The 12,232-nt window shown below is 41.1% G+C and carries 11 protein-coding genes; 5 read left to right on the top strand and 6 right to left on the bottom strand.

The genetic code is table 11. From position 1 onward, the window contains the following. A partial coding sequence (locus POV26_RS00005; protein WP_272854438.1) for a CARDB domain-containing protein occupies window positions 1-1,903 on the bottom strand: 1,903 nt, incomplete at its 3' end. A 75-nt stretch (window positions 1,904-1,978) separates the two neighbouring features. On the opposite strand from POV26_RS00005, the gene POV26_RS00010 reads away from it, so the two are divergent. The 5 genes from POV26_RS00010 (at window position 1,979) to POV26_RS00030 (ending at window position 7,066) form a co-directional block, all read left to right on the top strand. Further along, complete coding sequence (locus tag POV26_RS00010; protein ID WP_272854439.1) at window positions 1,979-2,899, top strand: NifU family protein; 921 nt, start codon at window positions 1,979-1,981, stop codon at window positions 2,897-2,899. A 177-nt stretch (window positions 2,900-3,076) separates the two neighbouring features. Next, complete coding sequence (locus tag POV26_RS00015; RefSeq protein WP_272854440.1) at window positions 3,077-3,277, top strand: dodecin family protein; 201 nt, start codon at window positions 3,077-3,079, stop codon at window positions 3,275-3,277. A 72-nt stretch (window positions 3,278-3,349) separates the two neighbouring features. After that, complete coding sequence (locus tag POV26_RS00020) at window positions 3,350-5,458, top strand: thioredoxin domain-containing protein (RefSeq protein ID WP_272854441.1); 2,109 nt, start codon at window positions 3,350-3,352, stop codon at window positions 5,456-5,458. 12 nt (window positions 5,459-5,470) lie between these two features. Further along, window positions 5,471-6,316: a mechanosensitive ion channel family protein gene (locus POV26_RS00025; protein WP_272854442.1), complete on the top strand. Its 846-nt coding sequence runs from the start codon at window positions 5,471-5,473 to the stop codon at window positions 6,314-6,316. Window positions 6,317-6,364: 48 nt separating this feature from the next. After that, on the top strand, window positions 6,365-7,066 hold the full coding sequence (locus POV26_RS00030) for a hypothetical protein (protein ID WP_272854443.1): 702 nt from the start codon (window positions 6,365-6,367) through the stop codon (window positions 7,064-7,066). Between the two features lie 11 nt (window positions 7,067-7,077). Here the strand turns inward: POV26_RS00030 and tsaB are convergent, their stop codons facing one another. The 5 genes from tsaB to POV26_RS00055 all read right to left on the bottom strand — a co-directional run bounded on the left by tsaB (window position 7,078) and on the right by POV26_RS00055 (window position 12,226). After that, on the bottom strand, window positions 7,078-7,737 hold the full coding sequence (gene tsaB / locus POV26_RS00035) for a tRNA (adenosine(37)-N6)-threonylcarbamoyltransferase complex dimerization subunit type 1 TsaB (RefSeq protein ID WP_272854444.1): 660 nt from the start codon (window positions 7,735-7,737) through the stop codon (window positions 7,078-7,080). Beyond that, window positions 7,737-9,017, bottom strand: a complete 1,281-nt coding sequence (locus tag POV26_RS00040) for an efflux RND transporter periplasmic adaptor subunit (RefSeq protein WP_272854445.1) — start codon at window positions 9,015-9,017, stop codon at window positions 7,737-7,739. The genes tsaB and POV26_RS00040 overlap by 1 nt, the downstream gene beginning before the upstream one ends. Before the next feature lie 2 nt (window positions 9,018-9,019). Beyond that, on the bottom strand, window positions 9,020-10,456 hold the full coding sequence (locus tag POV26_RS00045; RefSeq protein ID WP_272854446.1) for a TolC family protein: 1,437 nt from the start codon (window positions 10,454-10,456) through the stop codon (window positions 9,020-9,022). Window positions 10,457-10,571: 115 nt separating this feature from the next. Then, the gene (locus tag POV26_RS00050) at window positions 10,572-11,741 is read right to left on the bottom strand and encodes an efflux RND transporter periplasmic adaptor subunit (protein WP_272854447.1); all 1,170 of its coding nucleotides are present in this window, start codon (window positions 11,739-11,741) and stop codon (window positions 10,572-10,574) included. Window positions 11,742-11,803: 62 nt separating this feature from the next. Further along, window positions 11,804-12,226, bottom strand: a complete 423-nt coding sequence (locus tag POV26_RS00055; RefSeq protein ID WP_272854448.1) for a DUF1801 domain-containing protein — start codon at window positions 12,224-12,226, stop codon at window positions 11,804-11,806. Between the last annotated feature and the right edge of the window lie 6 nt (window positions 12,227-12,232).

Genomic DNA, 12,232 nt, shown 5'->3' on the forward strand with positions numbered 1-12,232 from the left:
TGCCGTGGTAGGTGATGTTGTAGCGCGAGGACGGCTCCCCGTCCAGCACCAGCGCGTTGAACTCCGCCGCCAGATCGACCCACTCGCCCCCGTCACCGTCCGCGTCGCAGTAGCTCGCGCTCACCGGGACCAGGCCAGCGATGGCACGGCTGAAGTAGATCTTGAAGTCCGTCAGGTCAAAACAGCTGCCCGTGTTGTCCTCGATGCGCGCATAGATGGTCTGCGGGGACGGCGGGACGATGATGTGCACCCCGCCCAATATCTCGTTGGTATCGTCAAAACTGTCCTGGTAGGTCTGGTAGTACTTTATCGTGAAAAGCGCAGGGTCCTGCCCGCCCAAAATGTTCGCGTCGTTGTCCGTCAGGTTGAAGACACCCGCGGTCGTGCCGTAATCGCACTGGTACAGGTCCACAGGGGGGTTCGCAATGGGCTGGGGCCTGAAGGTGATTACAACAGAATTACTATCAACCCTGCAAATACCATCTACTGCTTCAACGGAATAAATACCGTCTAAAGTAACCACCAGGGTTGGATTGGTTGCGCCAGGAATAGCAACCCCATTTCTAAACCATTGAATATTGAATGGCGGATCGGTTACGCCTGAATCCAAAATTACGGGTCTGCCAAGACAAGCTGGGCCAGGATTAAGAAGTATTCCTGCCGTACTAAGATCTACAGGATAAATAAATTCATTATTGGATTCATCCGTTTCGGCAACAATACCCGTGCCATCACCAATATCATCAACAACAGCCCTTAGGTTAAAGTTATTGGGGGTAGCAATAGGAATGTTGAGTGTAATAGTTCCGCTTTCAGATCCGCCAATGGGTATGATGTTATTAGTGGTAGTCTGGCCAATCAATACGGCATCTGCATAAAAAGCAATTGGTGTATTGGCAGGTAACGGGCTGGTACTGTTAACATTATAGACAGTGTAATCTACATCAATATTATTGTTTTGGCAAAGCACCCCCAGATTGTCTATTTCTATAGTAGCATCGGGAAGTTCTGAGTTAACCCCTACAATAACATTGTTGACCATTATAAAATCCTGACCAGATCTAAGTTGAATGTCAATTTGAGTGTCGCCGGGTTGAATAATATTTAAGGATTCTAACTCATAGTAATCCAAATCCATATTATAAAGAGTACTTGAATTGGTATAACTGTTTGTACCATTAAAAGCATTATCCGAGGGATTTAATGGGGGATTGTCTATAAGAATAGAGTTAATACGGAGTTCTTCAGTGATACTAATATTCGCATCCCCTTCCCAGGCCAAAAAACCGATTTTTGAGGCTATGTCGGTCGAAGCATTGATATTACCTAAAACTATATTTATATTTTGGTTGGTCGAGTTTACATATTCCAATCCGTCAAAAAGAGTTATTTGATTTAATCGAAGTGAAGGATCTTCGTATATCACGATTATACTCCAGCCAGCGAAGTTTGTCCCGAAAAGACAATAGTCGCCATTTGCTTGAAGCGCTGGATTCACATCAAGTTCCGAAAGCGTGTAAGTTCCATTCCCCGTAGCTGCCACAATATTCGTTACATCCTTATAAGCCGAAAAATAGTCCAGACCAGTGTTAGCGCGAAGGGGAAAAATGCGATCTGGAGTAATATCGATACCGTTTAGTTTTACATCAAAATCCCCAGTTCCCGATCCAGCCCAGTAAAGATGTGCAGAAAGAAATGTTTGCCCTGGCCCCAAATTTAATTGAGCGCTGCTTTGTGTTAGCGCCACACACGGAGAATACGGGTTTTCCTCTGTGTTCAAAGTATTTCCTAAAGCGGTAAATTGATACCTTCCGTTAAATTGTCTAAATTCCGTTATTGGATTTGCTTGCGAAAAAACGAAAAGAGGAAGAAAAAAAAGAAACAGAAGTATTAATTTTTTCATAATTGGGCTGTTAAGATGCCAAATATATTGAATACATTGTTTTTCTTTTTATATTTTCGCAAAAAAAACAAGGAAATGCAGCAATTTAACATAGAAGTTTCGCAAACAAGCAACCAAAATATTGTTAAATTTATTGCTAATTCCTTCTTAACCCGCTCCTCAAGCTACGAATTCAAAAATATCGACGAGGCAAAAACAAGCCCGTTGGCGCAACAACTTTTTTATCTTCCGTTCGTAAAAACCGTTTATATCTCGCAAAATTTTGTCGCAATTGAAAAATACGACATTGTGGAATGGGAAGACGTGCAAGCCGAAGTTGCAGCATCCATCGCGGAATATTTGAACGCCGGAAAACCCGTAATTAGTGAAACCGGCGCTCCCAAAAAAATTCCGGTAAGTATTTATGCCGAAAGCACCCCAAATCCTACGGTTATGAAATTTATAGCCAATAAAACTTTGGCCACTGGAGTTTTCGAGTTCAAAAACAGGGATGAGGCAGGCAATTCGCCGCTGGCAAAGGCTTTGTTCAACTTTCCTTTTGTAAAGGAGGTTTTTATCAGTTCAAACTATATTTCGGTAATGAAATACGACTGGGTCGAATGGCAGGAATTGACCATGGAAATCAGGGAATTCATCCGAAAATTCATGGAAGAAGGAAAACCTGTTTTGAATGAAGAAATGCTGAATGCCACAAATGCCGCGGAAAATACGGCTTCAGAAAAAAAGACTTCGCAAAAAGCCGAAAAACTGCACACCGCGCTTGAAAAGGAAATAATTTCCATCTTGGATGAATACGTAAAACCGGCCGTGGCAAGTGATGGCGGCCATATTCTTTTTGATTCTTTCAACGAAACTACCAAAACGGTAAAAGTGATCCTCCAAGGGGCTTGCAGCGGCTGCCCATCTTCCACCATTACTTTAAAAAACGGGATTGAAACCATGCTGAAGGAAATGCTCAAGGGACAGATAAATAGCGTGGTCGCGGTGAATGGGTAAAGACCCTAACCCCTGCCTTCGTGCCACTTTGGCAGGCAGGCCCAAAGGGGAATTAACGCCGTATTCCCAATCTTTCTTTTCCCCTTTTAGGAGATGGGGCAGCTTTTAACTTAATTTTCAGAGTATTGTTTTTGAATAATTGTATCTTGAAGTTTTATTAATTAAACCGAAAAAATTATGGCAGTATTAAAAGTAATCGAAATCCTTTCAAGCTCAAAAGAAAGCTGGGAAGACGCAACCCGCAACGCAGTTAAAGAGGCTTCAAAAAGCGTTAAAAACATTCGCTCCGTTTATGTAAAGGAGCACAGTTGTGTTGTGGATAACGGCAATCTTACCCATTTCCGAGTAAACGTAAAAATCACATTTGAAGTACATTAAATTCGCTATGAATTTTTAAAAATACGCTTTTGAAAATTCAAAAGCGTATTTTTGTTTTTCTAAATTCCTGATATGCGATTCCTATTTGCTTTATTGGCAATGCCCTTATTTTTTGGTTGCAATTCCTCAAAAAAAGAAACCTTGGAAACACCTTCCTTTACCAACGATTTAATCCACGAATCCAGCCCTTATCTGCTCCAGCACGCGCACAATCCCGTGAACTGGAAACCTTATGGCGAAGCTGCCCTCCAACAGGCACAAAAGGAGAAAAAACTAATGGTAATAAGCATCGGCTATGCGGCCTGCCATTGGTGCCACGTGATGGAACACGAAAGTTTTGAGGACAGCACCGTAGCCGCGGTGATGAATAAAAATTTCATCTCCGTAAAAGTAGATCGCGAGGAACGGCCAGATGTGGACCAAACCTATATAAACGCCGTGCAATTGATGACCGGAAGCGCAGGCTGGCCGCTGAACGTGGTTACCCTTCCCGACGGAAGGCCTGTTTGGGGCGGCACCTATTTCCGTAAAAACGACTGGATAAATGCCTTGGAGCAAATTCAGGAAGCCTATACCAAAGAACCCGAAAAACTGATTGCCTACGCCAACCGATTGGAACAGGGCATCAAAAGCATGGACTTGGTCCATTTGAACACTGCCGATATTGATTTCACAAAATATCCCACTTCAGAAATCGTAAAGAATTTATCCCAAAATTTCGATACCAAAAATGGCGGATTCAAAGGTGCCCCAAAATTTATGATGCCGAACAATCTGGAATTTTTGTTGCGCCATGCCGTTGAAAAAAACGATACCGAACTGCTGAATTTCGTAACGCTCACTTTGGATAAAATGGCCTACGGCGGACTTTACGACCAAATTGGCGGCGGGTTTGCGCGCTACAGTACCGACGAAAAATGGCATGTGCCCCATTTTGAAAAGATGCTTTATGACAATGCGCAACTAATAAGCCTATACAGCAACACCTATTTGGTAACAAAAAAACCGTTTTACAAAGAAGTGGTTGAAGAAACCTTGGATTTTATAGCCCGCGAGATGACCAACGAAGAAGGCGGGTTTTATTCGTCCTTGGATGCCGATAGCAAGGATGAAAACGGCAAGCTGGAAGAAGGTGCTTACTATGTTTACACTTCGGAAGAATTGCGGCAATTGCTGAAGGACGACTTCGAGATTTTTAAGGAATATTACAATGTGAACAACTACGGGAAGTGGGAAAGCAACCATTATGTGCTAATCCGGAAAAAGACGGATGCCGAAATTGAAAAGGAATTTGGGCTAAGCTCCGAAACATTTCAGCAGAAAAAAGAAAGTTGGAAAAACACCCTGCTCACCTATAGAAACAAAAGACCGAAACCGCGATTGGACGACAAGACCCTTACTTCGTGGAATGCAATGATGCTGAAAGGGTATGTGGATGCGTACAAAGCATTCGGCAAAAAACAATATTTGGATGCTGCGCTTAAAAATGCCGCGTTCATTTCTGAAAAACAGCTTCAGAAAAACGGAGCGCTATACCACAATTATAAGAATGGCAAAAGCAGCATCAACGGGTTTTTAGAGGATTACGCTTTTACGATTGAAGCATTTGTAGATTTATACCAGGTTACTCTAAATCAACAGTGGTTGAACCTTTCAAAGAAAATGGCAGATTATGCAAAGGTTAACTTTTTTGATGACGAAAAACACATGTTCTATTTCACTTCAAAAGAAGATGCCGCCATTGTTACCCGAAACTTTGAATACCGCGACAACGTGATTCCCGCTTCAAACTCGGTGATGGCGAAGAATCTATTTGTGCTTTCAAAATATTTTGGGGAAACCGGTTTTGATGAAATTTCGCATCAAATGCTGAAAAACGTTTCCGTGGAAATTGAACAATACCCCAGTGGTTTTTCAAACTGGCTGGACCTTTTGTCCAATTTTCAAAATGATTTCTATGAAGTCGTAATCGTGGGAAATGACGTTTCTGAAAAAATAACGGAATTCAACAAACACTATCTGCCAAATATAATTATCGCAGGAAGTAAGGGTGAAAGTAACGGACCGCTTTTTGAAAACAGATTTGTGCCCGATGAAACCCTTATTTATGTTTGCGTAAATAACGCGTGCAAACTTCCTGTAGAGGACACAAAAATTGCAATTGAATCATTAAACAAATAAAAAACAGATTTTATGGAAAAATTTCAGGACTTGGATATTTATATTGAAAAATATGGACAAAAGTTAATTGATTTTATACCGAGTGTAGTTGGCGCCATTTTAATGCTGCTGATTGGGCTTTGGATTATTAAAATGATCAACCGATTCATTAAAAGGTTTTTTGACAGAACGGAATACGACCCCACGCTGGAAAATTTTATAGCCAGTTTAATTAGATGGGGGCTAAAGATTGTGCTTTTTGTTTTGGTTATAACGCAATTGGGCGTTGAATCTGCTTCATTAATTACTATTATTGGTGCTGCTGGTCTTGCCATCGGTTTGGCATTGCAGGGGTCGCTTTCAAATTTTGCCGGCGGCGTATTGATATTATTGTTAAAGCCGTTTAAGGTTGGTGATTTCATCAGTGCCCAAGGCGTGGATGGCACGGTAAAGGAAATCTCCATCTTCAATACCAAGCTCAATACCGTGGGCAACCAATTGGCCATTATGCCCAACGGAAAATTGAGCAACGAGAACATCATAAATTTTACCCACGAGGGAATACGCCGTGAGAATTTGTTGATAGGCATAGGCTATGACGATGATATTAAGCAAGCCAAGGAAATCTTGCTGAAGTTGATTTCGGAACAGGAAACGATTTTAAAAACGGAAGACAGAATGCCTGTGGTTGCCGTTGCTGAACTTGGCGACAGCTCTGTAAATCTTATGGTGCGTTATTGGTCAAAAAATGAGGATTTCTGGAACCTGCGGTGGTTGGTCTTGGAGGAAGCAAAAGCAAGGCTGGAAGCCGCTGGAATATCAATACCTTTCCCACAGCGCGATGTTCATCACTTTAATTTGGAAACTTTAAAAAAATAATCCTTAATTTGTAGCAATTCTAAAAGAGTAAAAACTAAAATATTTAAAATGAAAAAAATACTATTGACAGCAGTAATTGCCTTAATGGCACTTCCGCTATTTTCACAAAAAAACACTGGTTATTATAGCGTTTATGAACGCACCATAGATATAAATCAGAATTCTTTGGCCTTTGGTCTTACCGAAGCGCAATTCGACGCAATAAAAGATGAAGCCTATGCAAATCCTGATTTTCTTCCTGGAAAAATATTTCAGGAAGATCAATTGATTAAAGACGATGTGCCTATGCGCTATAATGCTTATGCCGACGAAATTGAAATCAAGAAAAACAGTTCAGATGAAAACTACAGTGCTCTTATAAAAGACCCAAATATCTTCGTTAAGATTTCAAAGGATATTTACGTTTTCGTTCCTTATGAGGGAAGCAATGAAAAAGGGGGATATTTCAACGTACTCAGTGATGGTAAAATCTATGACCTCTACAAAAAAGTGAACGCTGTGTATAGGGAACCTCAAAAGGCCCGTACCAGCTATGAAAGGGATACCCCGCCATCTTTTGAAAAAACCACAACCTATTATTTGGTAAAAGATGGAACTTTTCTTGAAATGCCTAGTGGCAAGTCTAAGATTCTTAAAATGATGAATTCGAAAAAGGATGAAATAAAATCGTACATCAAGCAAAATAATATCGATTTGGACAAAGAGGCAGATCTTATAAAAGTGGTTACTTATTTTGACTCACTACTATAGAATAAAAAAAATCAACCAAGCATAAACTCCTTTAAATAATAAGGTTCAAAATAAGCGACATTTTCCGTGTCGCTTATTTTATATTTAGCTTCCGCCAAACCCGCCATAGCCGCTGCGGAAGGAAAAGAATTACCTTGAAAAACGGCATTTTTGTGGTGGCAAAGTGTTTCAAATTTTAAGGCGCCATCTCCAATGAAAAGGGTTTTTCCTGCTTCCAAATAATCCTTAAAAGAATTCCCATTTAAAATTTCAGCCTTGGTTTCCCGAATCTGTTTTTTTTCTGAATTGAAAACCGCGGAATATACCTCCATTCTTCGAGCGTCAAGCAATGGAACTATAACACAATTTTCATCCTGTGCTTGCTGTGCCATGACTTCAAGTGTAGGTACGGAAATTAATGGGATGTCCAAAGCAAAACACAGCCCTTTTGCTGCTGAAACGCCAATCCGCAAGCCCGTATAGGAACCTGGACCTTTACTTACGGCTACCGCATTTAGTTGTTTTTTATCAATCTTGGCCTCTTTTAAAACCTCAGCAATAAAAACGTGAAGCTTCTCTGCGTGTGAAAATTTTTGGTCGTTTTCTTCGCGAATGGCCTTTATTTCGCCATCAACTGCAATAGCCACCGAACAATTGGTGGTTGCTGTTTCAAGACACAGAATATTCGCCATTACTTTTCTTTTTTATTCTTTGGGGGAGAAGCAACTTCAACCTTATCGCCTTGTTTCAGAAGTTTGGTCACAGTGTTGTAAGGCCCCGTTATAACCGTTTCGCCTTCTTTCAATCCAGAAAGTATCTCGATGTTTGAATCGTCCTGGATTCCGGTTTTAACAACGCGAAGTTTTGCTTCTTCTCCTTCCTTTACATAAACAGCCTCAAACTTTTCGGTATTTGTGTTTCCTATTTCAGCCGTACCGGGCTTCTTGGAATCTGTGGTATCCGTTTTTATAACAATGGCGCTGATGGGCACTCCGATTACGTTATTCTTTTTGTTGGTAATAATATCAACCGTAGCGGTCATTCCCGGACGGAATGGCGAATAACTCTCGGGTTTGCCTTCAACTAAATCTTTATACGACTCCGGAAGGATACTGACCTTTACTTTAAAATTAGTAACCTGATCTGCTGTCAACGCATTCTCGGCGCTATTTGCTATTGCCGTAACAACGCCTTTAAATTCCCGCTTTAAATAGGCATCAACCTCAACGATGGTTGAATCTCCCAAAGCTACTTTTACAATGTCGTTTTCGTTCACGTCCACCTCAACTTCCATTTTCTGAAGGTTGGCAACGCGAACAATTTCGGTACCCGCCATTTGTGCGGTACCTACTACCCTTTCCCCCAATTCAACCGAAAGCTTTGAGATAGTCCCGCTCATTGGCGCATAAATTGTGGTTCGCGAAAGGTTGTCCACGGATTGTTTCACATTTGCGGCAGCACTCTGCACGCTGTAATACGCGGCCTTGGCATTGGCCTGTGCCATATCGTAATCGGCAATGGATTTGTCCCATTCTGCTTTTGAAATTACGCCTTTTTCAAATAAAGCCTTGTTGCGCTCATAGTTTAGTTTTGCATTTTTTTCACTTGCCTGCGCTTGTGAAAGTTGCGCCCTAACATTTTGGAGTCCAGCTTGCGATTGGCTTACGGCTGCTTGAATTAGGTCTGGATTTATTTTAACCAAAAGATCGCCTTTTTCAACCGTTTGGCCTTCCTTTATTGGAAGTTCAATAATTTCCCCGGAAACTTCGGAAGAAAGTGCCACTTCCACTTCGGGTTGTATTTTTCCGGTCGCGGCAACGGTTTCAGTAATATTTATCGGTTCAATTTTGGTTATTTCAACCTCTCTGTAATCGCCCGATTTTCCGAACCATCCTGCCTTTTTCCCAACAATGAGCAAAATAATAAGTAATACAACGACTGTAATAATCCAAAGGAGGGTTTTTTTCTTCATACTTAAAATTTTAATTCGCTTGCAGGAACGCCAAAGTATAATTCCAAAACTTTCAATTTAAAAATGTATTCAAATTTAGTTCTGTTTTCTTCAATTTTAGCGTTATCGAAGCGCAATTTTGATTGACTGAAATCAAAAGCATTTGTAAGCCCAACATCGTAGCGGTCTTTTGCGTATTGGTATGCAAGTTCCTGTGATTCAAGAGCGACCGTTGCCGCTTCATAGGCTTTTTGGGCACCTTTTGCATCTACATAGGCTTGGTAAAGGTTGGACTCCAAATCAAGTTTTGCCTGTTCTAATTGGTATTCGGATCTTTTTAAATTGATCTTGCTCCTTTTCACATTGTTCCGGACCGATAGACCGTTGAATATGGGAATGTTCAGCTGCACGCCGTAAGAAATACCATCATTTAAGTAAAGTTGCTCTGTATAAGGAAGTGCGGACGTTGAAATTAAAGCATAATTTGGGGCCACGACCACATCGCCCGTTGCTTCCACCACCCCAATGGGTTGGGTTGGCCGATCTGGATCTACACCGCCTTGGAGTATTCTTGGGGCATCAGATTCTCTAGTGTTATAGTTTATAAATCCTGATAGCGATGGATAATATTCGCTTCTGGCCAATTGCAAGTCTTTTTTAGCCAGTTCAACGTTTTCCGAAGCGATCTTTACTTCGGAACGGTTTTCTTGGGCTGCTTGAATTATTTCAGTTACAGGTTTTTCAGCAATTTCATCTTGAATTATTTCATATCCTTCATCTACAATATCAAAATTCTTATAATCCTTGATAAGAAGCAATTGCGCCAAGTTTATCAATGAAATTTCAACTGTGTTTTCGGCTACCGCAATTTTTTGTTTTTCACTGGCATCGGTAGCTTTTATCTCCAAAAGATCGCCTCGTGGCAGCACCCCCGCATCTACAAGGTCATTGGTTCTTTGCAATTGCTCCAAAGTAACAACGTTTTGCGATTTTGCCACATTCAGGTTTGCTTTGTTCAAAAGTATCTGAAGATATGCATTTGCCACAAGCAGTGAAATATCATCCTTCATTTTATCCAAATTATACTGGGCAGCAAGCCTTGAAATTTCCGCGCGTTGGCTAGTCCTAATATTTCGAAGTCCGTTAAAAATGGAAATTCCAGCGGTAAGATTGTATGAAGAGTTACGCGTGGTTTGCGATTGCAACACCCCAGTAGTCACATTTTGCGTTAGCCCCGTATTCCAGGAATTAGAGGCAGAACCATTCAGGGTTGGCAAATAGTTGCCAAAAGCATCTTTTTTGGCTAGTTCGGCTGTTTCGTAATCAAGTTCGCTCTGTTTTACCGAAATGTTATTTTCAAGGGCATGATTTACACATTCCTGCAAAGTCCATTTTTTGGTTTGAGCGGTCAAGGAAATGCTAAGTATCAAAAAAAAGAATGGGATTGCTAGCTTCTTCATAAGTTTTTCTATTGCTGAATAAGTCTTTTGCATTGCGATTGCGTTACAATATTTATAATTTTTTAATTGGTTTCTCGCTCTTTTTAACCACAGAGACACAGAGAACACAGCGGTTTTATCCTCTGCCTCCCGTTGCTGGAGCGGGTTTTAATTGGTTCCAAACTTTTATATTGTCATCCTCGGAAACGCCGCTTTTCACCTCTACATCTATGCCGTCGCTCACGCCCAACATTACATCTCTTCTTTCAAATTTTTGATCGCCAACCATTACTTCCACGAAAGGCTTTTCCGTTTTTGGGTCGAATTGAACCAAGGCTTCCTTTATAGTTAACACATTTTCGGCCTTTGCAAGAATAATGGAAGCATTTGCACTTAAACCAGCACGAATGAAGGTATTGGTCGTGTCCAAGTTTTTCATCGTTCCCTTTATTTCAAACTGTATGGCCCCATTTTCGTCCACGCCTTTCGGGGCTATGTAATCCAATTCGGCATTAAACGTTTTATCGGAAATTGCGCCCACGGTAATTTCCAAAGGAAGGCCTTCCTTTATTTTTCCCACTTCGCTTTCGTCCACTTTTCCTTCAAAGATCATTTTGTCAACATCTGCTATTGTCGCAATCGTGGTTCCGTCATTAAAGTTGTTTGCCTCAATTACTTGATTTCCCGTTTTTACGGGAACGTCCAGGACCATTCCTGAAACGGTAGCGCGGATTTCGGTATTTGCCGAAGACCCCATTCCGCTGGTAGTTCCCGTTTTTACAATGTCGTAATTTTGATTTGCCGCAATGAGCCCCACTTGTTCTTGCTTCAGTCTTTGCTGGGCTTGGTCGTAAGAGAGTTGTGCTGTATCGAACTCGTTTGCAGAAATCACGCCTTTTTCAAAAAGTTCTTTCTGACGATTGTAGATGCTTTTTTGGTTTTCGAAAGCAAGCCGGGCAGTTTCCACTTGTGTACGAACACTGTTGATGTTGCTTTTGGCACTGTTCAGCGAAGAAACGTTTGGAACTACCTTCACTTTTGCGATCAGATCACCCGCTTTAACTATTTCACCGGCTTCCACAAAAATTTCATCAATAATTCCAGAAATATTGGGCTTTATTAGCACTTCTTCCTTTGGAACGATGCTTCCCGTGGCCACCGTTTTTTTAACGACGGAGCCCACGACAGGTTTTTCGGTTTCATAAACCACCGGGTCTTCAATATTTTTGGAATATAGCCAGTACATAGAAGCCACAAAGAGTACAGCGATTGTGACGAGGATGATTATGGTTTTTGTTTTTTTCATTTTTTTTGATTGTTGAAATTATTCTCTAATTGATGACGCTTCCTATTTTTAGAATTATGAATTTATGCACCCAATAAAGGCAATTGTTTTATTTTATGATAGGTTAACGCCATTGCGATACATTGCTTTAATTCCGCTTCGGGTATTTTTTCATTCAAATTGAAAACGATCGCTCGGTTTTTTTCAAAGTTGAATTTGTCTTTATAAACCGTTTTAAAAGTAGGCACCAACTTGGAGGTGCATTTAAAATACATTGCAAATTGGTCCGGCGCCTTTGCCTTCCAATCCATTCGTAGCGTGCTTCCGAATTTTGTTACATAACTCGGTTCGCCCCATTTAAGGGTTTCTTCCAGTTTTTCAACCCCTTCGGTTTCCGATGCGGTGCTTAAAACCAAAGCCCGAAGATGAAGCATTTGGCGCTTCACCGTTTTTGGATAGTTTTCAAAAACATCGTCAACTCTTGGATCTGTTGTCAATTCCATCATTGGGTC

The sequence above is a fragment of the Aequorivita todarodis genome, from assembly GCF_028561335.1.
GTDB lineage: Bacteria > Bacteroidota > Bacteroidia > Flavobacteriales > Flavobacteriaceae > Aequorivita > Aequorivita todarodis.

What these genes read in the sequence shown, in the direction of transcription:
- POV26_RS00010 (WP_272854439.1), top strand. Translation starts at nt 1,979, where the DNA reads ATGCAGCAATTTAACATAGAAGTTTCGCAAACAAGCAACCAAAATATT.
- POV26_RS00015 (WP_272854440.1), top strand. Translation starts at nt 3,077, where the DNA reads ATGGCAGTATTAAAAGTAATCGAAATCCTTTCAAGCTCAAAAGAAAGC.
- POV26_RS00020 (WP_272854441.1), top strand. Translation starts at nt 3,350, where the DNA reads ATGCGATTCCTATTTGCTTTATTGGCAATGCCCTTATTTTTTGGTTGC.
- POV26_RS00025 (WP_272854442.1), top strand. Translation starts at nt 5,471, where the DNA reads ATGGAAAAATTTCAGGACTTGGATATTTATATTGAAAAATATGGACAA.
- POV26_RS00030 (WP_272854443.1), top strand. Translation starts at nt 6,365, where the DNA reads ATGAAAAAAATACTATTGACAGCAGTAATTGCCTTAATGGCACTTCCG.
- tsaB (WP_272854444.1), bottom strand. Translation starts at nt 7,737, where the DNA reads ATGGCGAATATTCTGTGTCTTGAAACAGCAACCACCAATTGTTCGGTG.
- POV26_RS00040 (WP_272854445.1), bottom strand. Translation starts at nt 9,017, where the DNA reads ATGAAGAAAAAAACCCTCCTTTGGATTATTACAGTCGTTGTATTACTT.
- POV26_RS00045 (WP_272854446.1), bottom strand. Translation starts at nt 10,456, where the DNA reads ATGAAGAAGCTAGCAATCCCATTCTTTTTTTTGATACTTAGCATTTCC.
- POV26_RS00050 (WP_272854447.1), bottom strand. Translation starts at nt 11,741, where the DNA reads ATGAAAAAAACAAAAACCATAATCATCCTCGTCACAATCGCTGTACTC.
- POV26_RS00055 (WP_272854448.1), bottom strand. Translation starts at nt 12,226, where the DNA reads ATGATGGAATTGACAACAGATCCAAGAGTTGACGATGTTTTTGAAAAC.